This window comes from Streptomyces sp. NPDC050528, assembly GCF_044457795.1.
In the GTDB taxonomy this organism is placed as follows: domain Bacteria; phylum Actinomycetota; class Actinomycetes; order Streptomycetales; family Streptomycetaceae; genus Streptomyces.
In genome coordinates, this window is sequence record NZ_JBITHH010000019.1 from 140,511 (window position 1) to 162,677 (window position 22,167).

A 22,167-nucleotide genomic window follows, 5' to 3' on the forward strand; every position below is an offset into this window, starting at 1 on the left:
ATGAAGTTCACCGACGGCTACTGGCTGCTGCGCGAGGGCGTCACCGCCGCCCACCCGGTCGAGGTCCTCGATGTCACCGCCCCTGGGGGTACCCCCTCGGGAGGAGGCTCGTTGGAGATCCACGCCCCGACCATGCCGATCCGCCACCGCGGCGACCTGCTGAAGGGACCGGTCGTGACGATCAGCGCCCACTCCCCGCTGCCCGACGTCATCGGCGTCACCTTCACCCACTTCGAGGGCGAGCAGCCACGCGGCCCCCAATTCGACGTGCACACCGAAGAGTTCGCGGTCCATACCTCCTACGACGACGAGCACGCGACCCTCACCTCCGGCGCGCTCTCCGTCCAAGTCGCCCGCACCGGCCCCTGGCACGTCGACTTCCTCGCCCACGGCCGCACCCTCACCAGCAGCGGCCCCAAGGGCATGGGCATCATGCGTGACGCGACCGGCGCCCACTACCTCCGCGAACAGCTCGGGCTCCAAGTGGGCACATCCGTCTACGGACTTGGCGAACGCTTCGGCCCGCTCGTCAAGAACGGCCAGGTCGTCGACATGTGGAACGCCGACGGCGGCACCGCCACCGAACAGGCCTACAAGAACATCCCCTTCTACCTGACCGACGCGGGCTACGGCGTCTTCGTCGACCACCCCGGAAAGGTCTCCTTCGAGGTCGGCTCGGAGGCGGTCGCCCGGGTCCAATTCAGCGTGGAGAGCCAGCAGTTGACGTACTACGTCATCTACGGCCCGACCCCGAAGGACATCCTCCGCAAGTACTGCGCCCTGACCGGCCGCCCGGCCCTCCCGCCCGCCTGGTCGTTCGGCCTGTGGCTGTCGACGTCGTTCACCACGTCGTACGACGAGGAGACGGTGACGTCGTTCATCGAGGGCATGCGGGAGCGTGAACTGCCGCTCTCCGTCTTCCACTTCGACTGTTTCTGGATGCGGGAGTTCAACTGGTGCGACTTCCAGTGGGACCCGAGAGTCTTCCCCGACCCAGAAGGCATGCTCACCCGGCTCAAGGCCAAAGGGCTCCACATCTCCGTCTGGATCAACCCGTACATCGCCCAGCGCTCCCCACTCTTCGCCGAGGGCAAGGCACTTGGGCATCTGCTGCGCCGGCCGGACGGCAGTGTCTGGCAGTGGGACCTGTGGCAACCCGGCATGGCCCTGGTCGACTTCACCAGCCCGGCCGCCCGCGACTGGTACGCCGGAAAGCTGGAGGCGCTCCTCGCGCAGGGCGTCGACTGCTTCAAGACCGACTTCGGCGAGCGCGTCCCGGTCGACGTCGCCTACGCGGACGGCGCGGACCCCGAGCGGATGCACAACTACTACACCTACCTCTACAACCGCACGGTCTTCGACGTCCTGCGCAAACACCGCGGCGAGGGCGAGGCGGTCGTCTTCGCCCGCTCGGCGACAACCGGCAGCCAGAAGTACCCCGTTCACTGGGGCGGCGACTGCGAGGCGACGTACGAGTCGATGGCCGAGTCCCTGCGCGGCGGCCTCTCGCTGGGCCTCTCCGGCTTCGGCTACTGGAGCCACGACATCGGCGGCTTCGAGGGCACCCCGACCCCCGCCCTCTTCAAACGCTGGCTGGCCTTCGGCCTGTTGTCCTCCCACAGCCGCCTGCACGGCAGCTCGTCGTACCGCGTCCCATGGCTCTTCGACGAGGAATCCGTGGACGTACTAAGGCAGTTCACCCACCTGAAGCTTGGCCTCATGCCGTACCTCTACGAGACCGCGCGCACCGCCTCCGCCGAGGGTGTGCCGATGATGCGCGCGATGGTGCTGGAGTTCCCGGACGACCCGGGGTGCGCGCACCTGGAACGGCAGTACATGCTCGGCCCGGATCTCCTGGTCGCGCCGGTGTTCAGCGACGACGGCGACGTCTCGTACTACGTCCCCGAGGGCACCTGGACCCACTACCTCACCGGCCGCACGGTCACCGGACCGCGCTGGGTGCGCGAGAAGCACGGCTTCGACAGCGTGCCGCTCCTCGTCCGGCCCGGCGCGGTGATCCCGGTCGGCGCGGTGACCGACCGGCCGGACTACGACCACGCCGATGGCGTAACTCTGCGGGCCTACGCCCTGGAGCGGGGCGCGCAGGTGACGGTGGCGGTCGGCGAGGTGACCTTCACCGTCGTACGGGAGGGGGACACGCTCCGGGCGTCCTGCACGGATCCGTCCAACTCGTGGGCGCTGGCCGCCGGTTCGCGGTCGAAGTCGGGCTCCGGCTTCCTGACCCTGGAGCTGGGCTGATGGTGAAGATCACGGACGTGGCCCGGCACGCCGGAGTCTCCCCCAGCACCGTGTCGTACGCCCTGAGCGGCAAGCGCCCGATCTCCGAGGAGACCCGGCAGCGCGTCGAGGCGTCCATCCGCGAGCTGGGCTACCGCCCGCACGCCGGCGCCCGCGCCCTGGCCAGCAGCCGGTCCAACGTCCTGGCCCTGGTGATCCCCTTACGGACCGGCATCCACGTCCCGGTCGTCATGCAGTTCGCGGTCTCGGTGGTGACCACCGCCCGCCGCCACGACCACGACGTCCTGCTGCTCACCCAGGAGGAGGGCGAGGAGGGGCTGCGCCGGGTCGCGGACACGGCACTCGTCGACGCGATGATCGTGATGGACGTCCAACTCGCCGACCCCCGGCTGCCGTTGCTGCGTTCCCTGGACCGGCCGTCGGTGATGATCGGCTTCCCCGCCGAGGCGGACGGACTGACCTGCATCGACCTCGACTTCAAGGCGGCCGGCGAGCTGTGCGTGGAACGGCTCGCGGGCCTCGGGCACCGGGTCGTCGCCCTCGTCGGCTCCCCGCCCGAGGTGTACGTCCGCGGAACCGCCTTCGCGCAGCGGGTCGTTCAGGGTTTCACGGCCGCCGCCGACCGCAACGGGCTCGCCTCGTCCGTCCACCCCTGCGAGGCGGCACCGGCCGCCGCGGCCGCCGTAGCGGAACAACTGCTGCGTGAGCAGCCCGCGTTGACCGGGGTCGTCGTCCACAACGAACCCCTCCTGGAACCCCTCATCGACGCCTTCGAACGGCTCGGACTGCGCGTCCCCGGCGATCTGTCGATCACCGCGATCTGCCCCGACGAACTCGCCGAGTCCGTACGGGTCCCGGTCACGTCGGTCGCGCTGCCGACCGCCGAACTCGGCTCCGGGGCGGTCGAGTTGCTGATGAGGAAGCTGGGCGGCAAGACCGTGCCCGACGCGACCCTGCTGGCCCCCCGGCTGACGGAACGCGCGAGCACGGCACCGCGCAACGCGCCCTGAGGCCGGTCTCCGAGTTCCATAACACCCTTGTGCAAGGCCCTACTTGAGGAGCCGTGACATGAAAGGCAAGAGAAGAAGACACAGAACCACGCTCGTCGTCGCCTTCGCCCTGATCGCCGGCCTGGGAGCGACGGTCCCTGCGACGGCCGACACGACCCCGTACCCCTTCCGCGACCCGACTCTCCCGGTGAGCAAGCGCGTTGACGACCTCCTCGGTCGCCTGACCCTCGACGAGAAGATCTCCCTCCTCCACCAGTACGAGCCCGCGATCCCGCGCCTCGGCATCCAGTCCTTCCGCACCGGCACCGAGGCCCTGCACGGCGTCGCCTGGCTCGGCAAGGCCACCGTCTTCCCACAGGCCATCGGACTCGCCTCGACCTGGGACCCGGCGCTGATGCAGCAGGTCGGCTCGGCGGTCGGCGACGAGGCCAGAGGCTTCCAGCAACAACGCCCGGACGGCTGGGGGTTGAACCTCTGGGCCCCGGTGGTGAACCTCCTCCGCGACCCGCGCTGGGGCCGCAACGAGGAGGGCTACAGCGAGGACCCGGAACTCACCGGCGCCCTCTCGACGGCGTACGGCGAGGGCCTGACCGGCGGCGACCCGAACCACCTCAAGACCGCCCCCACCCTCAAGCACTACCTCGCCTACAACAACGAGGTCGACCGCGCCACCACGTCCTCGGATCTCCGCCCCCGGGTGGAGAAGGAGTACGACGAGGCCGCCTTCAAACCGGCGATCGAGGCGGATGCGGCGACGGGCCTGATGACGTCGTACAACCTCGTCAACGGCCGCCCCAGCACGGTGAATCCGGACCTGAACGACGTCGTACGGAAGTGGACCGACCAGAGCCTGCTGAACGTCACCGACGCCTTCGCCCCAGGCAACCTCGTCACCCCGCAGCAGTACTACCCGAGTGTCACGGAGGGCGACGCGGCAGCGCTCAAAGCCGGCGTCGACAGCTTCACGGACAACAGCGCCGACCCCGGCCCGACGACGACAGCGATCAACTCGGCCTTGCAGCAAGGCTTGTTGAAGGTCTCGGACATAGACAAGGCGGTGTCGGACATCCTCTCCGTCCGCGTCCGTCTCGGTGAGTTCGACCCGGGCGGCGGCAAGTACGGCTCGATCGACGCGTCCGTCATCAACAGTCCCGCGCATCAGCAGCTGGCGCGCAAGGCGGCGGCCGAGGGGACGGTACTGCTGAAGAACAACGGGGCGCTGCCACTGAGGAGTTCGGGCTCCGGTTCGGCGAAGAACGTGGCCGTGGTCGGCCCCCTCGCCGACACCCTCTACACCGACTGGTACTCGGGCACGCTCCCCTACGCCGTCACCCCCGCGCAGGGCATCGCCGCGAAACTGAACACCAGCGTGGCCACCAGCGAGGGCGTCGACCGCATCGCCCTGCGCGACACGGCGACCGGCAAGTACGTCACGGCGGGCACAGGCGACACCGGCGCACCCTTGCAGGAGACCGCCAACACCCCCACAACAACAGCCCAGTTCGACGCCTTCGACTGGGGCTCGGGCATCGTCACCCTGCGCTCAGCCGCCAACGGCAAATACGTCGGCTACAACTGGTCGAACTTCGTCAACGACCAGACACAGCCGAACGGTTGGTACGTCCAGCAGCAGTTCAAGCTGGAACAGCAGGACGACGGAACGTACTTGCTGAAGTATGCGGGCTACGAGACCACCGAGTCCTGGTGGTCGAACCCCCTCTACCTCGGCCCGACCGACGCGAACGGCACCCTGGGACTAGTCCCCAAGGACCAGGCCGCGCACTACGCAAAGGACGTCGTCCGCAGCGGAGTCGCCGACGCGGTGGCGGCGGTGAAGGGCAAGGACACGGCGGTCGTCGTCATCGGCTCCATGCCGTCGATCAACGGCCGCGAGGCCCACGACCGAACGGACATGGCGCTGGCGCCCTCCCAGGAAGCCCTGGTCAAGGCAGTCCACCAGGCCAACCCGAAGACAGTGGTCGTGGTCGAGAACAGCTACCCGACCACACTCGGCGCCCTGCAGAAAGAAGTCCCGGCCGTCCTCTGGACCTCCCACGCGGGCCAGGAAACGGGCAACGCCCTCGCCGACGTCCTCTACGGCGACGTCAACCCGTCCGGCCGCCTCACCCAGACCTGGTACCAGGCGGAGTCGGACCTCCCGTCGATCCTCGACTACGACATCATCAAGTCCGACCGCACGTACGAGTACTTCCAGGGCACCCCGCTCTACCCCTTCGGCTACGGCCTCTCGTACACGACCTTCCGCTACGGCACCCTGAAGCCCGTCTCCGGCGGCTACGAACTCCCGGTGACGAACACGGGCACGCGGGCCGGCGACGAGATCGTACAGCTCTACACACATCAGCGCACATCCCGCGACAAAGAACCCCTCAAGCAATTGAAGGCATTTCAGCGGGTCTCCCTGAAACCCGGCGAGACAAAAACAGTCCGCCTGAAAATCCAGCAGAAGGACCTCGCCCACTGGGACGTCACCCGCTCGAAATGGACGGTGGAAAGCGGCACGTACGACGTCATGGCCGGAGCCTCGTCGGCGGACATTCGCGCCCGCACGACCTGGCGCGTCCACGGCGAGACCATCCCACCCCGGAATCTCTCCCGAACGACCCGCGCCGAGAACTTCGACGACTACTCCGGCATTCACCTCATGGACGAGTCAAAGGCGAGCGGTACGGCGGTGGGCGCGGCTGCGGACGGGGCGTGGTTGAAATTCGCGGACACGCAACTGGGCGCGGGGGCAACGAAGTTCACGGCCCGGGTCGCAGGAACGGCCACCGGCACGATCGAGGTCCGGCTGGGCTCCCCGACCGGCAAGCTCGTCGGTACGGCACACGCAGGCGGGACGGCATCGTCGTACGACTATGAGACGGTGACCGCCGACCTGTCGGGTGGCACGGCGAAGGGCCGTACGGACGTGTATCTGGTCCTGAGCGACGGGTTGCGAATGGCGACCTTCTCGCTCCGCTGAACCGACTTCGCCGAACGGAAAGGAAAAAGGCCCCGCTGCCGAAGCAGCGGGGCCTTTACCCACATGGGATGAGTGGAGATGGCGGGAATCGAACCCGCGTCCACCGGTGCAGAATCAGGGCTTCTCCGTGTGCAGTTCGCTGTGATTTTCTCGGCCCCGGTGATCACGCGAACAAGTCACCGACGGGCCCAGTCACTGTTTGATTTCCCATCGAACCCCGTGACCGGGCTCGATGGTTTAGTTCCCTAGATTATGCCAGGGTCCGGGTCGGGAACACCCCCGGGCTGACACCCTTTTAGGGTCCTTCAGTCGCTGTTATTAGGCAGCGAGGGCGAAGGACTGGGAATCGCTCTTGGAATTGGCGATTATTGGTTGCGACATATGGTTAACGAGATCATTGCCGCTTCCTCGACACGCTTCACCTGCTTCGACAGCCGCTGTCGAAACCGATCATCCCCATGTTGTTTTTTCAAGCCCCTCCGGAGAGGGATTCACACCCGCTGTGGGGTGCTGTTGCCATCGTACGTGACCAACGCACGCCGAGGCCACCGTATTCCCGGCGACAGCCCGCACGAAGGACCGCTACTCGCCGCGCTGCTTCCGCTTGGCCACCGCGATCGCGCGGTCCGACTCCCGGCGGTCCTGCTTCTCGCGCAGGGTCTGCCGCTTGTCGTACTCCTTCTTGCCTCGGGCGAGGGCGATCTCTGCCTTGGCCCGGCCGTTGCTGAAGTACAGGGCGAGGGGCACGATCGTGTGACCCGTCTCCTGGGTCTTGGCCTCCAGCTTGTCGATCTCCTCGCGGTGCAGCAGCAGCTTGCGCTTGCGGCGCACCGAGTGGTTGGTCCACGTGCCCTGGTGGTACTCGGGGATGTGGGCGTTGTGCAGCCACGCCTCGCCCCCGTCGATCTGGACGAAGCCGTCGGTCAGCGAGGTGCGGCCCTCGCGCAGCGACTTGACCTCGGTGCCGGAGAGGACGAGCCCGGCCTCGTAGGTGTCGATGATCGCGTAGTCGTGCCGGGCCTTCTTGTTCTGGGCGACGATCTTGCGCTTGCCGCCCTTCTCGCCGTCCCTGGCCTTGCCGCCGGCGGCCCCACCGCCCTGCTTGGGCTGGGACTCCTTGGGTACGTACATTCCCTTGCTCATAGTGCTGCCCATTTTCGCACTACAGGGGGGTCCGAGGGAAAGGCGATTACAGACGGGCCTCAGAAAGGCCTACGACGCGTCCCCGAGCCCGCTCAACACCGTCTCGGCGCGCTCCACGGCGGCCTGTCCCTGTGCGGTGACGTCGAGGTCGGGGGTGATGCCCCGGCCGTCGACGGTGTGGCCGGAGGGGGTGCGGTAGTGGCCGACGGTCAGTTCGGCGACGACGCCGTCGGGGAGTTTGCTCGGCATCTGGACCGAGCCCTTGCCGAAGGTCCTGGAGCCCACGACGACCGCGCGACCGCGGTCCTGGAGGGCGCCGGTGAGCATCTCGGCCGCGCTCATCGTGCCGCCGTCGACGAGCGCGACCAGCGGTCTGATGGTGTCGCCGCCCGCGTCCGCGTGCAGGGCGCGCTCCTCGCCGTCGACGTCGTACGTCGCGACGAGCCCGCCGTCGAGGAAGGCGGAGGCGGTGGTGACGGCCTCGGTGACCAGGCCGCCGGAGTTGCCGCGCAGGTCGAGGATGAACGCGGAGTCGGCCGGGGCCTGTCGTACCGCCGCGTGCACTATGTCGCCGACGCCCTTGGTGAACGCGGCGATCCTGATGACGGTGACATCGCCCGCGAGCCTGCGGACGGTCACGGAGTCGGTGGAGAGGCGGGCGCGCCGTACGGTCTCGCTCCACGCGTGCGTGCCGCGCTCCAGGCCGAGGGTGACGGCGGTGCCGGCGGCGGCGTCCTGGGCGTCGCCCCGTAGTAAGGACACGACCTCGGTGACGGGCTGGCCGTCGACGTTCTCCCCGTCGACGCTGCGGAGACGGTCGCCCTTGCGGACCCCGGCGGTGGCGGCGGGCGACCCGGACTGCACGCGGGTCACCTCGATCCGGCCGTCCCGCTCACGGCGGGCCCAGAGCCCGACGCCGGTGTACTGGCCGTCGAGGGCCTCCTCGAACTCCTCGTACTCCCCTTGGGAGTACACGGCGCCCCATCGGTCCCCGCTGCGACTGACGGCCCGCTCGGCGGCCTCCATGGGCGACTTGCCGTCGGCCTTGGCCTCGGCGGCGGCCTTCGCGACCTCTTCGGTACGGGCGACGGGCGCCGAACGCGCCGTACCGGACGCCGATTTCCGGTCGGCCCGGTCGGGTTCGTCGAACGACCCGGCCGCCGCACCGGCGACCAGCACGCTCGCGAACACCAATGTCAGGGCGGCCCCGCGGCGGATGCGGCGGGGCTGACAGAACAGGTCACGACCTGACATGGCGGTGAGTCTAGGACAACGCGAAGGGCCGCACGGGCGGTTGCCCGTACGGCCCTCTTGGCATGCGTCACACCTTGAGGTACTTGCGCAGCGCGAAAAACGCTGCCAGCGCAGGCATCAGGAGGCTCGTCGCGAGGATCAGCGGGAGCTTCGTCAACACGGCGTCCCAGCCGATGAAGTTGATCAGGTTGAGCTTGTGGGACAGGTCGAGGCCGTGGTCGATGATGAAGTACCGGGCGACGACCAGGAATCCGCAGGCGACCGTGCCGCCGATCAGGCCGGCGACCGCGGCCTCCATGATGAACGGGGCCTGGATGTAGAAGCCGGAGGCGCCGACCAGGCGCATGATGCCGGTCTCGCGGCGGCGGCTGAACGCCGAGACGCGCACCGTGTTGACGATCAGCATCAGGGCGACGACCAGCATGAGTGCCATGACCGCGCGGGCGGCCCAGTTCATGCCGTTCAGGAGGCCGAAGAGGTTGTCCAGGATGCCCTTCTGGTCCTGTACCGACTGGACGCCGTCACGGCCGTCGAAGGCGGTCGCGATGACCTGGTACTTCTCCGGGTCCTTGAGCTTGATGCGGTACGACTCCTGCATCTGGTCCGGCGTCAGGGAACTGGCCAGCGGGGAGTCGCCGAACTGCTCCTTGTAGTGCTTGTACGCCTCGTCCTGGGACTCGTACGTGACCTTCTGGACGACCGACATCTTGTCCAGGTCGGACTGGATCTGCTTCTTCTGGTCGTCGGTCACCGCGCCCTTGGCGCAGTTGGGGTCGGACTCGGCGTCGCTCTTGTTGCAGAGGAAGATCGAGACGTTGACCTTGTCGTACCAGTAGCCCTTCATCGTGGTCACCTGGTCGCTCATCAGGAGCGAGCCGCCGAAGAGGGCCAGGGACAGGGCTACGGAGACGACGACCGCGAAGGTCATCGTCAGGTTGCGGCGGAGACCGACACCGATCTCGGAGAGTACGAACTGGGCGCGCATGGCGGCTTTTTCAGGCCTTTCCGTGGACGGACATCAGACGGCGGTCGGTCGGCGGTCAGTGCTGGTAGCCGTAGACGCCACGTGCCTGGTCACGGACGAGGCGGCCCTTCTCCAGCTCGATGACGCGCTTGCGCATCTGGTCCACGATGTTCTGGTCGTGCGTCGCCATCACCACGGTGGTGCCCGTCCGGTTGATCCGGTCGAGGAGCTTCATGATGCCGACGGAGGTCTGCGGGTCGAGGTTGCCCGTGGGCTCGTCCGCGATGAGGAGCTTGGGGCGGTTCACGAAGGCTCTCGCGATGGCCACGCGCTGCTGCTCACCACCGGACAGTTCGCCGGGCATCCGGTCCTCCTTGCCGCCGAGCCCGACGAGGTCGAGCACCTGGGGCACGGACTTGCGGATCTCGCCCTTGGACTTGCCGATGACCTCCTGCGCGAAGGCCACGTTCTCGGCGACCGTCTTGTTGGGCAGCAGGCGGAAGTCCTGGAAGACGGTCCCCAGCTGGCGGCGCATCTGCGGCACCTTCCAGTTGGAGATACGGGCGAGGTCCTTGCCCAGCACGTGCACCTGGCCCTGACTGCACCGCTCCTCGCGGAGGACCAGCCTCAGGAAGGTGGACTTTCCGGAGCCGGAGGACCCCACGAGGAACACGAACTCGCCCTTCTCCACTTCCAGGGAGACGTCCCTGAGAGCGGGGCGGGTCTGCTTGGGGTAGACCTTGGAGACATTGTCGAATCGGATCACGGGTGCACCACGGGTAGCCGGGGGTAGGTGAGCGTGACCATACGCGACCCGGGTGTGCCCGCGCAGTCGGCGTCCGGGGTTGCGCGAGGCTTGCACGTTTTGTCGCGGATTTGAAGGGCTGGAACGTACAAGGTCGGGGCAGGATAAGGCGAGCCGCGCCGAATCCCGCGGAACCTGGCACAGTGGAGGGGAACGTTCGGGAACGTTCTCGTGTCCCGTGGCGTTGTGTCTGTGATAGCCGGTGCAAGGAGGGCGAGCGCATGACGTACGACCGGTTGGTGTGCGCGAACTGCGCGGCGCCCGTGAACGAGGGCCGCTGTCCCGTCTGCCGTGCGAACCGCGCGCGGCTGCAGCAGGAGAACCCCTGGGGCAATCTGAACCCCATGGCGTTGATCGCCCTGCTCGCGGTACTGATCGCGGCGCTGGCGCTGGTGGCGCACCAGACCGCCTAGCCGCACGAAAAGCGCGCAGGACACACCAAGAGCACGTACGAAGGGCCCGGAGCGACACGCTCCGGGCCCTTCGTCGTACGACGCGCGTACGGACCGTACGGGGACGGCTACCGTCAGGCGATCGTGCCGCCGCGGTTGCTGCTCGCGAGGCGCGGGAGCACGCGGAAGGCGATGCCGCCGGCGATCATCGTCGCGGCGCCGATCAGCAGGAACGCGGTCTGACCGGCACCGGTCTCGGCGAGCTCACCGCCGCTCCCCTGGGCCGTCGTGTCCGACCCGGTGTCGGTGAGCGCGGAGGTGCCCGCCTCCTGGGCGGAGGAGCCGCCGTCGGGGTCGGTGTTGTTGCCGCCGGTGGAGCCGGAGCCGCTGGTGCTGCCGTCCGACGGGCTGTCGGTGGGCTCGTCCGTCGGCTCGGTGGGGTTGCCGGTGGGCTCGGTCGGCTCGTCGGTGGGAGGCGTCGAGGTCGGCGGCTGCTGCGTGGGCGGCTCCGAGGTGGGCGGCTCCGAGGTCGGGGGCTGGTCCGTCGGCGAGTTCGGAGCGGTCGGGAGACCGGTGTCGGTCGGGGCGGGCGGGGTGGTGTCGTCGAACTTGACGTCCGCGCTGACCCCGTTCTCGTCCACGGTCACACCGAGGTCGAGCGCCGAGGCGGCACCCGCGGCGGTCAGCGAGGCACCGGCGGCGATGATCGCGCCGGCCGCTATGCGTGCGACACGGATCCGCGTCTTCTTGGTCATTAGGTTGCTACCCCCAGTAGCTCGTCGTCAGGGTGGCGCGTCGGTGTCCGGGGCCGTGATCGACGGGGGTGGCAGCTGGCGAAAGCTCACGTCCCCCGGTTCACATGCGCCCCGGAGACACGCATGCCACGCTTCACCCTTCCCAGTTTTCACAGCAACGTCAAGGCCGTTGCGAGCGCAATGTCCAACTAGGCGTTCTTTGCTGGGGAATGGAACCTGTGAGTGTGATGTAAAACCCAGACATCAAGGCTCAAGAGAGGGACGAAAAAAGGCAACTGCCGCCCGATGGGAGGCAGTTGCCTTGTCGACAAAGTAACTCGGAAATCCCTCGTGGAGTTACTTCTCCTGCTGCTTGCGCCAGCGAATTCCGGCCTCCAGGAAGCCGTCGATCTCGCCGTTGAACACGGCCTCGGGGTTGCCGACCTCGTACTCCGTGCGCAGGTCCTTGACCATCTGGTACGGGTGCAGGACGTACGAACGCATCTGGTTGCCCCAGGAGTTGCCGCCGTCGCCCTTGAGGGCGTCCATCCGGGCCTGCTCCTCCTGGCGGCGGCGCTCCAGCAGCTTGGCCTGGAGCACGTTCATCGCGCTGGCCTTGTTCTGGATCTGGGAGCGCTCGTTCTGGCAGGAGACGACGATGCCGGTGGGGAGGTGGGTCAGGCGCACCGCGGAGTCGGTGGTGTTGACGCCCTGGCCGCCGGGACCGGAGGACCGGTACACGTCGACGCGCAGTTCGGACTCGTCGATCTCGATGTGGTCGGTCTGCTCGACGACCGGGAGGATCTCGACACCGGCGAAGGAGGTCTGGCGGCGGCCCTGGTTGTCGAACGGCGAGATCCGCACCAGCCGGTGGGTGCCCTGCTCGACGGAGAGCGTGCCGTAGGCGTAGGGCACGTGCACGGCGAAGGTGGTCGACTTGATGCCGGCCTCTTCGGCGTACGACGTCTCGTAGAGCTCCGTCTTGTAGCCGTGGCGCTCGGCCCAGCGCAGGTACATGCGCTGGAGCTTCTCCGCGAAGTCCGAGGCGTCGACGCCGCCGGCCTCGGCACGGATGGTGACGACGGCCTCGCGGGAGTCGTACTCGCCGGAGAGGAGGGTGCGGACCTCCATCTCGTCCAGCGCCTTCTTGACGGCGGTCAGTTCGTTCTCCGCCTCGGCGCGGGTGTCCGGGTCGTCCTCCTCCTCGGCCATCTCGAAGAGGACCGAGAGGTCGTCGATACGGCTGCGGAGCGCCTCGGTCTTGCGGATCTCGGCCTGGAGGTGGCTCAGCTTGCTGGTGACCTTCTGCGCCGCCTCCGGGTCGTCCCACAGGGAGGGCGCTGCCGCCTGCTCCTCAAGGACGACGACATCTGCCCTCAGCGTGTCCAGGTCCAGGACGGCCTCGATCGACTCCATGGTCGAGGAGAGGGACTTGAGCTCTTCGGAAACATCGACGACTGCCACGCCCCCAGCGTAACGGCTCCGCCAAGCGGGGTGTGCCGTGGCTGGAACGGGGCGCTGGGTCACCCGGTACCTGGGCTGGCGTCCCTGGGGGCTCCGCCCCCAGACCCCCGGGCCTGTGCCCACCCACCACCCGTCTCGGTCGGCCAAGAGGCGGGCGTACCCCCCAACGCACCCGGCGCGTGAGGATGCGAGGGCGCGCCACCCCCAGCCCGCCCGGCGTTTCCAGAAGCGCCCACCCCCACCCCGTCCAGCGTCTCCAGAAGCGCCCCCACCCCCAGCCCGTCCGGCGTTTGAGGACGAGGCCGTTCAGGCCGATCGGGGGTCCAGGGGGCGGAGCCCCCTGGGATGGGACGGGTAGGGGCGGCGGGGGCGAGAAAAATTACGGCGAAGCCGGTGCCGAGTTCTTCGTGTCCGGGGAGTCCCCGGACGAGTCCCCCGACGTCGCCGCCCACGTGCCGACCCCCACCGCGGCCACCAGCACCACCCCCGCCGCAGCCAACGTCAGCCGCCGCCGTCGCGTCGCAGCCCGGTGCCGGGCAGAGCCGGGACGCGGGGCGCCCGCCGGACGCGGGGCACGGGCCGTCCCGCGCGGACCGCCCGCCAGCTCGTCCGGCGCCGGCACCCGCATCGACGTATGCGTGTCCCGGTTGGAGTCGGCCGGCTTGGCACCCGGTACCAGCGGCACGGCACCCCGCCGGACCCGCTCGCTGCTCGCGGGTACGGCCTCCGGGGTCTCCTCCTGCTCCGCCGCCTCCTCCTCGGTGTCGGGCTCGTCGACGTCCAGCGGAGGCATCCCGGCCAGCAGCGGGAGCTGTTCGCGCAGGCGGGCGGCGAGCTCGGAGGCGCGCAGCCGGGAGGCCGGGGCCTTCGCCAGGCACTGGACCATCAGCTGCCACAGCTCGTCGGGGATCCCGGGCAGCGGTACGACGGTCTCGGTGACGTGCCGTCGTAGCACCGCACCGGGGTGACCGCCCCCGAACGGGGTGAATCCCGCGAGGAGTTCGTACAGGACCGTCGCCAGGGCGTAGATGTCGACGGCCGCGCGCGGGGGCAGGCCCTCGACGATCTCGGGGGCGAGATAGTCGGGCGTACCGATGATCTTCGTGGCGCGGGTGCGGCGCGGGGAGTCGATGAGTTTGGCGACCCCGAAGTCGGTCAGCAGGGCGGGGTGCGCGCCGCCGGGGCCGAGCGGACCCTGCATGTCGAGGAGGACGTTCTCCGGCTTGACGTCCCGGTGGACGACGCCCGCCGCGTGGGCCGCCGCGAGTCCGTCCGCGATGTCGGCGACGATCGCGACCGCGGCCTCGGGGGACAGTCGGCGTTCCCGGTCGAGGCGGGTGCGCAGATCCGTGCCCCGGACCAGGTCCATGACGAGGGCGAGGTCGTTGCCGTCGACCACGAGGTCCCGTACGGACACGATGTTCGGGTGCTCCAGGCCGAGCAACGCCGTGCGCTCCTGCACGAAGCGGCCGACGAGCTCCTGGTCGGACGCGAGGTCCTCGCGCAGCAGCTTGACGGCGACGGGCCCCTCGGGTCCCTCGCCCAGCCACACCGTGCCGGCACTGCCCCGCCCCAGGATCTGGTTGGCGGTGTACCGGCTGCCGATCTTCCGTGCCAAGGCTGCTCCTACCAGACGCGTGTTGTCGTTAAAACTACGCGTCGGATGAGCCAACCTTCACCGCCGAGGCAGAAATCACCCACTGGGTGTCGACAAATCCCCAACCCAGCGTCCGACTTGGGCTTTTCGGGGGTCGGTCGCCGGTCGCGTCGAGAGGCCGGGAGGCCGGGAGGTCGGGAGTCAGTTGCCTGTGGCGGAACTCAGGTCCTTGACCCAGCCGCTCACCTGTCCGGCGACATGGCTGATCTCGTGCCAGTAGCTCCGGCCCGTGCCGATCCAGTCCTGGAGCGGGGTCAGTTCCCACACCAGCCAGCCCGCGACGAACAGCAGGACGATCGTGAACAGGCAGCCCTTCAGGCAGCCGAGTCCGGGGATCTTCATCGGGTTGGCGCTGCGCTGCCGCGGCTGGCGGGGTTCGCGCGCCGGCTCCGGCGGCCGCTGGGGCTGCTGGCGGCTCGGCGGGGCGTACTGCTGCGGCTGGTGCTGCTGCGGATGTCCGTAGCCGCCCTGCTGCTGCGGTTGCTGACGCTGCGAAGGGCGTTGCTGCGGGCGCTGTTGGGCGGCCTGGCGGGGTTGTTGCTGGGGCTGCTGCGGGCGGGAGACCTGGCGCTGGGGGCGGCGGCGCAGGGGGTCCTCGCCCGGGTCGAGGTAGGGCTGGTACTGGGTCTGTTCGTTGCGGTCGCGGGCGGCGCGCAGCTGGTTCTGCCAGGGGTGCGGCTGCTCGGGGGCGCCGCCAGACTGGTTCTGCTGTCCCTGCTGGCCGTACGGGTTCTGCGGCATGACCGTGGTCGGGTCGGCCGCGCCGCGGTTCGGCATCACGGTGGTCGGGTCGGCGGCGCCCACCGGGCCGCTGGTGTGCGGGAGGACGCTGGTCGCCGCGTTCGGGTCGTAGGCACCGGCCTGGTGCGACAGGACCTGCGTCGGGTCGGCGGCGCCGGGCACGGTCGGTACGGCGGCGGGGGCCGGGTCGGGGGCGAGCAGCCTGCCGACGCTCTCGGCGGCGGCGATCTGCGCGGAGTTCGCATGCACGCCGACGCCCTCGGCCACGACCCGGAGGCCGCGGGCGAGGTTCTCGGCGCTGGGGCGCTCGTCCGGGTTCTTGCGCAGGCAGCGCTCGATGACCGTCCACAGCGGGTCGGGGACCGTCGAAGGGCGGCGCGGTTCGGCGCTGAGGTGCTGGTGGAGGACTTCGAGGGCGGAGCCGCCGGAGAACGGCGGATGCCCGGTGACCAGCTCGTACAGCAGGATGCCGGCGCCGTAGATGTCCACGGCGGAGGTCTGCGGGCGGCCCTCGGCGGACTCCGGCGCGATGTACGCGGGCGTGCCGACGAATTCCTGCGTCCGGGTCAGGCCCGGGGAGTCGGCGAGGCGGGCGATGCCGAAGTCGGTGAGCAGCGGGTACATCTGGCCGCCGCCCTGCTTGAGCAGGACGTTCGCCGGCTTCAGGTCGCGGTGGACGACGCCGTCGGCGTGGCTGGCGGCCAGCGCGTCGGCGATCTGCGCGGTGAGCAGGGCCGCGCCGACGGGGCTGAACGGGCCGTTCTCCCGGAGGTAGTGGTGCAGGTCGGGGCCCTCGACGAGGTCCATGACGAGCGCCAGGAGATCGCCTTCCACGACGAGGTCGCGGACTCTGACGATGTTCGGGTGGGTCAGGCGCAGCAGCACCGACCGCTCGCGCAGGAACCGCATCACGATGTCGGGATCGTTCGCGAGCTCTTCTTTGAGGACCTTGATCGCGACGGTCTCGCCGGGCTGGCCCTGGACGGCTGCCTCGGCGCCCGCGGTCTCACGCTGGCGGGCCCGCCAGACGGTGCCCGTGGCGCCGCGTCCGAGTGGCTCCTCCAGGAGGTACTTGCTGCCTACCGGCCGCACGTCTGCGCTCCCTGCTGCTTGCCTGTGTTCCGGTCCACTGTAGTGCCGCCCCTCTTGCGGCTACCTACGTAAGCGTTGCCGTACATGTTCGAAGGAAAGACGCTTACCCCGGTCTCCTGGTTGCCGAAGCCGGACATGACCGGTCTCACTCGATCACCGGTGCGCCACTGGTCAGGCACTTTTGGGGACAGAGCTGACCAATCAAGATCACTTGCTGCCGGGCCCCGGGCGCGTTGTCAGTGGCAGGTGCGAGGATGCGTGCAGTACTGGCCGATTGCTCGCGCGGGGTGGGGGAAATTCCGTGCCCGGGCAGAAGGGACCGCTGACGGCGATGCAGATCCGGCTGACCGTCGTAGACCCGCTGGGGCCGCCCGCGCAGCCGCGGGGCCGCTCCGCGCGTTGCGATGTGCTGGTCACCGCGCCCGCCGGCACGGCCCTGGCCGCGGTGGCGTCCGCGCTGGCCTCGGCGGTCTCCGCCGACGCGGCCGCGTCGCAGTCCGAGCGGAGCCGCGAGTCCGGCGGCCCGATCGTGCTGTACGCGGGCGTGGAGCGCCTCGACACCCAGCGCTGCACGCTCGGCGAGCCGCCGCTGACGGACGGCGCGGTGCTGTCCCTGGGCGCCCCCGCCGAGCCCGAGGCGCATCCCGAGCTGGACGACGCCCCGACCCAGCTGCATGTGGTCGCGGGCCCGGACGCGGGCGGGGTGCACCTCCTGCACGGCGGCCAGATCCACATCGGCCGCTCCGCCGACGCCGACGTCCCCCTGGACGACCCGGACGTGTCCCGGCTGCACTGCGCGGTGACGGTCGACCCCGGAGGCCGCGTCTCGGTCGCCGACCTGGGCTCGACGAACGGCACGACCCTGGCGGGCACGCGTGTGGGCACCCGCCCGGTGCGCTTCGCCCCCGGCGCGCTGCTCCGCATCGGCGAGTCGGCCCTGCGGCTGACCCCGTCCGGCGGCCCGGGAGCGCGCGCGGAGACGGCCCCGGACGGCGAGGGCCACGTGCGCGTGTCTCCCTGCACCCCGGCCGCCCCGCGCAGCGAACCCCTCGTGGTGCCCGGCCAGGCAGGCGCCCCGAGCATCGAGCACCGCGTCACGCACGACGGCGGCGACACCCACGCGGGCCGCTTCGGCGTGTTCGGCGAGGCTCTCGAAGACGGCGACTCCGAGGACGCGTTCTCGGCACGTACGACGACCTCCCGCATCCCCACGCAGGACGACGACACCGACGCCCACGGCGGACGCAAGGGCACCCCGCTCCGGGGCACCGACGTCCCGCAGGGTGTGCGCAGGCGCGGCGGCATCGGCAAGTGGGCGCGCCGCCTGACGGGCGGCCGCGGCGAGTCGACGGCCGAGGGCCCTCCTTCGTCGTACGACGAAGAGGTCGCCGACGAGAGCGTGGCGCCCCCGCCCGTCGTGCTCCAGCAACCGGACACCTGGCCCGACCCGGCGGCCCTGCTGCTCACCGCGCTGGGCCCGGGACCCCGGCTGTGGGAGCGCGCCCCCGGTCACCCCGAGGCGCTCACGGTGCGGCTCGGCACGGCGGACCGCACGACACCGGACGGCTCGGCGCTGCTGCCCGCGGTGCCGGTGACCTCCGGACTCCGCGAGGTCGGCGCACTGGGCCTGGCCGGTCCGCGCGCGCGGCTCTCGGGGCTCGCCCGCGCGGTCGTGGCCCAGCTCGCCGCGCTGCACTCCCCCGACGCCCTGGAGATCGTGCTGATCAGCACGGACCGCGCGCGTACGGTGGCCGAGCGCACCGCCGAGTGGTCCTGGCTCGGCTGGCTGCCGCACCTGCGCCCGGGACACGGCCAGGACTGCCGGCTGCTGCTCGCCTACGACCGGGAGCAGGCGACTGCTCGGACCGATGAGCTGCTGCGGCGGCTTGAGGACCACGCCATGGACGCGCGGGGCGCGGGGCGACCGGGTGTCACCTCCAGCGCCTCCAGCCGTCGCACTCCGGGCATCGGCGCGCAGCGCGGCTCGGCGGAGGGACGGTCGGGCCTCACCTCGCCACACGGTTCGCTCGCCTCACAACACGGTTCAGGGGAAGGCCAGTTGGGGGCCGCCACCGCGCGGCACACGGCCGACGACCGTGATCGACGCGGGGCGACGGGCGCCTCCGCCACCCCAGCCACGTACAACACCACGGACGACGCCCACCACCACCGTTCCGGCACCTCCGACGACCCGGCGTCCGGTGCCACCCGACCCCGGCCCGCAGGCTCCGACGATTCACTTCGCGGCGCCGCCCACCGTCCCGCGTGGGCCCGCACCGACGACGGTGACGGCTCGGCGGACGGGTTCGTGGGGCCGTACACCGTGCTCGTGGTGGACGGCGACCCCGGTGGGGCCGATGTGCGCGAGGCGGTGGCGCGGCTGGCCCATGACGGGCCCCGGGCCGGTATCCACGTCGTGTGCCTCGCCGAGACGGAGTCGGCCTCGCCCTCGTCCCCCGTCACGGAGACGTACGAGGCGGCCTGCGCGGCGGCGCCGACGTTCCGGGAGTGCGGGGCGGTCGCGCTGCTGAGCGGCGATGTCGCCACGGCGCTACGGCTGTTGAGGGTCGCGCACGGCGGTACGGGGACGTCTCGGAACGGGGCGGGAGCGGCACGGTCCGGTACGGATGCATCCCGGCCCGGCACCACGTCGTCACCTCTCCGTACAGAACCGTCGCGCCCCGGTGCGGCGACATCTCGCCCCGGCCAGAACGACCCCGACCACGCACGCCTCGGTCAGGCGGGCCTCGGCCAAGCCGACGCCAACCCCAACCCATCCGACCCCAGCCCCACCGGTCCCGGCCCCGTCGGCAACGGCACCATCGCCGCCGTGGACGCGGTGTCCCTCGCGTGGGCCGAGCGGTTCGCGCGGGCGCTCGCGCCGCTCAGGGCCGACGGGCCCGCGAACGAGCGGCACGCGCGTGTGTCGGCGCCGTTGCCTCAATCGGCGCGGCTGCTGGACGAGTTGGGGCTGGCGCGGGCCACCCCGGCGTCGTTGCTGACGCGTTGGGCGGACGCGGGGGACGACAAGGACGCGGTCGGCGGGCGGGCCTGGGCGGTGCTCGGGGCCGGGCCGCGCGGGCCGGTCACCGCGGACCTCGCAGGCGACGGGCCGCATCTCTTGATCGAGGGCCCGGCGGGCAGTGGCCGTACGGAGTTGCTGCGGGCGGTCGTCGCGTCGCTCGCCGCCGCCGAGCGCCCGGACCGGCTGGGCATCGTGCTGATGGACGGGCGGGACAGTGTCGGCGCGAGCGGCGGGCACGGTGAGGGCCTGCGGGTCTGCACGGACGTACCGCATGTGACCACTCACCTCACCGCCAACGACCCTGTGCGCATGCGGGAGTTCGCGCAGTCGTTGAGCGCCGAGCTGAAGCGGCGGGCCGAGTTGCTGGGCCGGGTCGGGTTCGTCGAGTGGCACTCGCGGCACGAGGTGTCGGGGCGGATCATCTCCCAGCGCGGCACGTCCGGTGCCGGGGATCTGGAGTCCCCGTCCAGTTCGACGATCCGGTTGCGCCCGTCGGCCGCCGCTCGTCAACAGACCGAGGCGGCACCGCCGTTGCCCCGGTTGGTCGTGATCGTGGATGACCTGGACGCGCTGGTGAAGCCCCCGCTCGGCTCCCCGGGCCGTCCCGCCGCCGGGTCGGTGATACGCGCGCTGGAGGCCGTGGTCCGCGAGGGCGAGCGGCTCGGGGTGCATCTGGTGGCGGCGGCCGCCGTAGAGGCGCGTACGTCCGAGACCGAACCCGCGCGGCACATCACCCTGCGCGTCGCCCTGGACGCGATCACCCAGGGTCCGGACGAACCGGCGCCGGGGCGCGGGCGGTTGATCCTGGCGGACGGGCGGAGCACCCCGTTCCAGGGTGGTCGTGTGACGGGTCGTATCCCGCGTACGGCGACGCTCCGCCCCACGGTCGTGCCGCTGGAGTGGCAGCGCATGGGCGATCCCCCGGCGCGCCGGCCGGTTCGTGAACTGGGCAACGGGCCAACGGACTTGGCGCTCCTGGCCAGCGCGCTGGAGCGGGCCACGCGCTCGGTGTCGGCGGCGGAGGTGCCGTCGCTCCTCTGATCGTTCACAGGTTGCCCACACAACCCCACGTCACGACACAATCACGATCCCGTACTTGACAGCGGACGCCATCTTGCCGCGTTCAAGCACCGGGCGTAGACCAGTGCGCACGGAAGCGTTCGAGCGTTCGACGAGGAACGAAGAACGGGGCAGTGATGCGCAGCACGAGCAGCACACACCGGACACGTACCAGCGTACGCACAGCGGCAGTTGTCGCCGCGGGAGCACTGACGCTCTCGCTCGCCGCCTGCGGAGGCAGCGACAACAAGAGCGACGACAACACATCCAGCAGTCCCTCGGAGACCGTCGGCACGGTCACCCTCCCCAAGCTGAACGGCGCGAGCCTCGAAGTGGCCGCCGTGTGGACCGGTGACGAGCAGAAGAACTTCAAGGCGGTCCTCGCGGAGTTCGAGAAGCGCACGGGTGCCAAGGTCACCTTCGTGCCCGCCCAGGACCCGATCATCAACTTCCTCGGCTCGAAGGTCGCGGGCGGCCAGCCGCCGGACGTCGCGATGCTCCCGCAGCCCGGCGCCATCAAGCAGGCCGTCGACAAGAAGTGGGCCAAGCCTCTCGGCGCCGACGCGCTCAAGGAGGTGCAGAAGAACTACTCGCAGGGCTGGCAGGACATCGGCAAGGTCGACGGCAAGCAGTACGGCGTGTACTACAAGGCCGCCAACAAGTCGCTGATCTGGTACAACGCCAAGGTCTTCGAGAACGCGGGCGCCAAGGAGCCCAAGACCTGGCAGGAGTTGCTGAAGACCGCGCAGACGGTCTACGACTCCGGGGTCACCCCCTTCTCGATCGCGGGCGCGGACGGCTGGCCGCTCACCGACTGGTTCGAGAACATCTATCTGTCACAGGCGGGACCCGAGAAGTACGACCAGCTCGCCCAGCACAAGATCAAGTGGACGGACCCCTCCGTGAAGGAGGCGCTGACCACGCTGGCCCAGATCTGGGGCAAGAAGGCCTATATCGCGGGAGGTCAGAACGGCGCGCTGCAGACGGAGTTCCCCGCGTCCGTCACCCAGACCTTCAACGGCGGCGACCAGCCGAAGTCCGCGATGGTCTACGAGGGCGACTTCGTGCAGGTCAACATCGGTGAGACCAAGGCGAAGGTGGGCACGGACGCGAAGGTGTTCCCGTTCCCGGCGGTCGGCTCCGCCGCGCCCGTGGTCTCCGGTGGCGACGCGGCCGTCATCCTGAAGGACTCCAAGGCGTCCCAGGCACTGGCCACGTTCCTCGCCTCCCCGGACGCGGCGACGATCCAGGCGAAGCTCGGCGGTTACCTCTCCCCCAACAAGAGCGTGCCGAACTCGGCGTACCCGAACGCGGTGCAGCGGACCATCGCCAAGGCGCTCATCGCGGCCGGTGACGACTTCCGCTTCGACATGTCGGACCAGGCCCCGCAGTCCTTCGGCGGTACACCGGGCAAGGGCGAGTGGAAGGACCTCCAGGACTTCCTGAAGAACCCCACGAACATCGCGGGTACGCAGGCGCAGTTGGAGAAGGACGCGGCGGCGGCGTACGCGAGCGGGAGCTGAGCCCCCGATGGCATCGGCAGCGGCGGAGGCCCCCGGGGCCCCCGTCCCTCCCCGCAGGC

Annotated in this window: 14 protein-coding genes and 1 other RNA gene; 6 read left to right on the forward strand and 9 right to left on the reverse strand. The window is 70.1% G+C overall.

The genetic code is table 11. The features are described from left to right. Genes yicI through ACIBK4_RS45805 form a run of 3 tightly spaced genes read left to right on the forward strand, consistent with a single transcriptional unit; the run spans window position 1 to window position 6,255 of the window. Window positions 1-2,259 carry an alpha-xylosidase gene (yicI, locus tag ACIBK4_RS45795; protein ID WP_399005294.1) on the forward strand — a complete coding sequence of 753 codons (2,259 nt, stop codon included), beginning with the start codon at window positions 1-3 and terminating at the stop codon, window positions 2,257-2,259. Continuing rightward, window positions 2,259-3,269 (forward strand): LacI family DNA-binding transcriptional regulator, encoded by a 1,011-nt coding sequence (locus ACIBK4_RS45800; RefSeq protein ID WP_399005296.1) that lies wholly within the window; start codon window positions 2,259-2,261, stop codon window positions 3,267-3,269. Before yicI ends, ACIBK4_RS45800 begins: the two co-directional genes overlap by 1 nt. A gap of 58 nt (window positions 3,270-3,327) precedes the next feature. After that, window positions 3,328-6,255 carry a glycoside hydrolase family 3 C-terminal domain-containing protein gene (locus ACIBK4_RS45805; RefSeq protein WP_399005298.1) on the forward strand — a complete coding sequence of 976 codons (2,928 nt, stop codon included), beginning with the start codon at window positions 3,328-3,330 and terminating at the stop codon, window positions 6,253-6,255. Between the two features lie 70 nt (window positions 6,256-6,325). Here the strand turns inward: ACIBK4_RS45805 and ssrA are convergent. From ssrA to ftsE, 5 genes are all read right to left on the reverse strand, one after another. After that, window positions 6,326-6,713, reverse strand: a transfer-messenger RNA (tmRNA) gene (ssrA, locus tag ACIBK4_RS45810). A 124-nt stretch (window positions 6,714-6,837) separates the two neighbouring features. Beyond that, complete coding sequence (gene smpB, locus ACIBK4_RS45815; RefSeq protein WP_399005300.1) at window positions 6,838-7,386, reverse strand: SsrA-binding protein SmpB; 549 nt, start codon at window positions 7,384-7,386, stop codon at window positions 6,838-6,840. Window positions 7,387-7,467: 81 nt separating this feature from the next. Next, window positions 7,468-8,652 (reverse strand): S41 family peptidase, encoded by a 1,185-nt coding sequence (locus ACIBK4_RS45820; RefSeq protein WP_399005302.1) that lies wholly within the window; start codon window positions 8,650-8,652, stop codon window positions 7,468-7,470. 67 nt (window positions 8,653-8,719) lie between these two features. After that, on the reverse strand, window positions 8,720-9,637 hold the full coding sequence (gene ftsX, locus ACIBK4_RS45825) for a permease-like cell division protein FtsX (RefSeq protein WP_399005304.1): 918 nt from the start codon (window positions 9,635-9,637) through the stop codon (window positions 8,720-8,722). Window positions 9,638-9,692: 55 nt separating this feature from the next. Then, the gene (gene ftsE / locus ACIBK4_RS45830) at window positions 9,693-10,382 is read right to left on the reverse strand and encodes a cell division ATP-binding protein FtsE (RefSeq protein ID WP_033286714.1); all 690 of its coding nucleotides are present in this window, start codon (window positions 10,380-10,382) and stop codon (window positions 9,693-9,695) included. A gap of 260 nt (window positions 10,383-10,642) precedes the next feature. Here ftsE and ACIBK4_RS45835 point away from each other — a divergent pair, with 260 nt between their 5' ends. Further along, window positions 10,643-10,834 (forward strand): hypothetical protein, encoded by a 192-nt coding sequence (locus ACIBK4_RS45835; protein ID WP_019056429.1) that lies wholly within the window; start codon window positions 10,643-10,645, stop codon window positions 10,832-10,834. Between the two features lie 113 nt (window positions 10,835-10,947). On the opposite strand, the gene ACIBK4_RS45840 is transcribed toward ACIBK4_RS45835, so the two are convergent. The 4 genes from ACIBK4_RS45840 to ACIBK4_RS45855 all read right to left on the reverse strand — a co-directional run bounded on the left by ACIBK4_RS45840 (window position 10,948) and on the right by ACIBK4_RS45855 (window position 16,501). Further along, window positions 10,948-11,568 (reverse strand): hypothetical protein, encoded by a 621-nt coding sequence (locus ACIBK4_RS45840; protein ID WP_399005307.1) that lies wholly within the window; start codon window positions 11,566-11,568, stop codon window positions 10,948-10,950. A gap of 336 nt (window positions 11,569-11,904) precedes the next feature. Beyond that, window positions 11,905-13,011: a peptide chain release factor 2 gene (gene prfB, locus ACIBK4_RS45845; protein WP_399005309.1), complete on the reverse strand. Its 1,107-nt coding sequence runs from the start codon at window positions 13,009-13,011 to the stop codon at window positions 11,905-11,907. Between the two features lie 379 nt (window positions 13,012-13,390). Next, a complete protein-coding gene (locus ACIBK4_RS45850) occupies window positions 13,391-14,629 on the reverse strand; it encodes a serine/threonine-protein kinase (RefSeq protein WP_366432365.1) in 1,239 nt (412 codons plus the stop codon). 180 nt (window positions 14,630-14,809) lie between these two features. Next, window positions 14,810-16,501, reverse strand: a complete 1,692-nt coding sequence (locus ACIBK4_RS45855; protein WP_399005312.1) for a serine/threonine-protein kinase — start codon at window positions 16,499-16,501, stop codon at window positions 14,810-14,812. Window positions 16,502-16,832: 331 nt separating this feature from the next. Between ACIBK4_RS45855 and ACIBK4_RS45860 the strand changes: the two genes are divergently transcribed. Both ACIBK4_RS45860 and ACIBK4_RS45865 read left to right on the forward strand, forming a co-directional pair. Beyond that, entirely contained in the window at window positions 16,833-20,567 is a 3,735-nt protein-coding gene (locus ACIBK4_RS45860; RefSeq protein WP_399005394.1) for an FHA domain-containing protein, read from the forward strand. A 155-nt stretch (window positions 20,568-20,722) separates the two neighbouring features. Then, window positions 20,723-22,108 carry an ABC transporter substrate-binding protein gene (locus tag ACIBK4_RS45865; protein WP_399005314.1) on the forward strand — a complete coding sequence of 462 codons (1,386 nt, stop codon included), beginning with the start codon at window positions 20,723-20,725 and terminating at the stop codon, window positions 22,106-22,108. Window positions 22,109-22,167 lie beyond the last annotated feature (59 nt).

Coding starts and splice junctions, on each gene's coding strand:
- smpB (WP_399005300.1), bottom strand. CDS start 7,386: ATGTACGTACCCAAGGAGTCCCAGCCCAAGCAGGGCGGTGGGGCCGCC.
- ACIBK4_RS45840 (WP_399005307.1), bottom strand. CDS start 11,568: ATGACCAAGAAGACGCGGATCCGTGTCGCACGCATAGCGGCCGGCGCG.
- ACIBK4_RS45865 (WP_399005314.1), top strand. CDS start 20,723: ATGCGCAGCACGAGCAGCACACACCGGACACGTACCAGCGTACGCACA.
- ACIBK4_RS45835 (WP_019056429.1), top strand. CDS start 10,643: ATGACGTACGACCGGTTGGTGTGCGCGAACTGCGCGGCGCCCGTGAAC.
- ACIBK4_RS45820 (WP_399005302.1), bottom strand. CDS start 8,652: ATGTCAGGTCGTGACCTGTTCTGTCAGCCCCGCCGCATCCGCCGCGGG.
- ACIBK4_RS45860 (WP_399005394.1), top strand. CDS start 16,833: ATGCAGATCCGGCTGACCGTCGTAGACCCGCTGGGGCCGCCCGCGCAG.
- ftsX (WP_399005304.1), bottom strand. CDS start 9,637: ATGCGCGCCCAGTTCGTACTCTCCGAGATCGGTGTCGGTCTCCGCCGC.
- yicI (WP_399005294.1), top strand. CDS start 1: ATGAAGTTCACCGACGGCTACTGGCTGCTGCGCGAGGGCGTCACCGCC.
- ACIBK4_RS45805 (WP_399005298.1), top strand. CDS start 3,328: ATGAAAGGCAAGAGAAGAAGACACAGAACCACGCTCGTCGTCGCCTTC.
- ACIBK4_RS45800 (WP_399005296.1), top strand. CDS start 2,259: ATGGTGAAGATCACGGACGTGGCCCGGCACGCCGGAGTCTCCCCCAGC.